At 65.9% G+C, this 372-nt stretch carries 1 protein-coding gene; it reads left to right on the forward strand.

Annotated features, from left to right (window positions below):
* Positions 1 to 23: 23 nt before the first annotated feature.
* Positions 24 to 372: transposase (locus tag QN350_RS20080; RefSeq protein WP_416347750.1), on the forward strand; the 349-nt coding region annotated here is incomplete at its 3' end.

Consider the following 372-nt stretch of genomic DNA (forward strand, 5'->3'; position numbering starts at 1 on the left):
CCGTGGCCTCTTCGGGGCGCTATATGGGTCAAGAGGAGCGTCTACGCATCGCGGATCTGCGGCTGGGCGGGGCCGGTATTCGCGCGATTGCCCGGGATTTGGGGCGCTCCGCGTCAACGATCAGCCGGGAGCTGCGTCGTAACGCCCACCCGATTACGCGCAGCTACCGGCCCTATGCCGCTCAGAAACGGTGCGTGATCAGAGCGGCCCGGCCCAAGCCGAGCAAGCTCGACGACCGGCTGCTTGCCGCCGTCGTCGAGGAGCGGTTGCGGAAGAACTGGAGCCCGCAGCAGATCAGTGACGACCTCGCGGTCGTATTCGCCGGCCAGGCTGAGCTGCAGGTTTCGCACGAGTCGATCTATCAAAGCCTCT

The organism is Cryobacterium sp. 10I5, from assembly GCF_035019865.1.
GTDB classification, from domain to species: domain Bacteria; phylum Actinomycetota; class Actinomycetes; order Actinomycetales; family Microbacteriaceae; genus Cryobacterium; species Cryobacterium breve_A.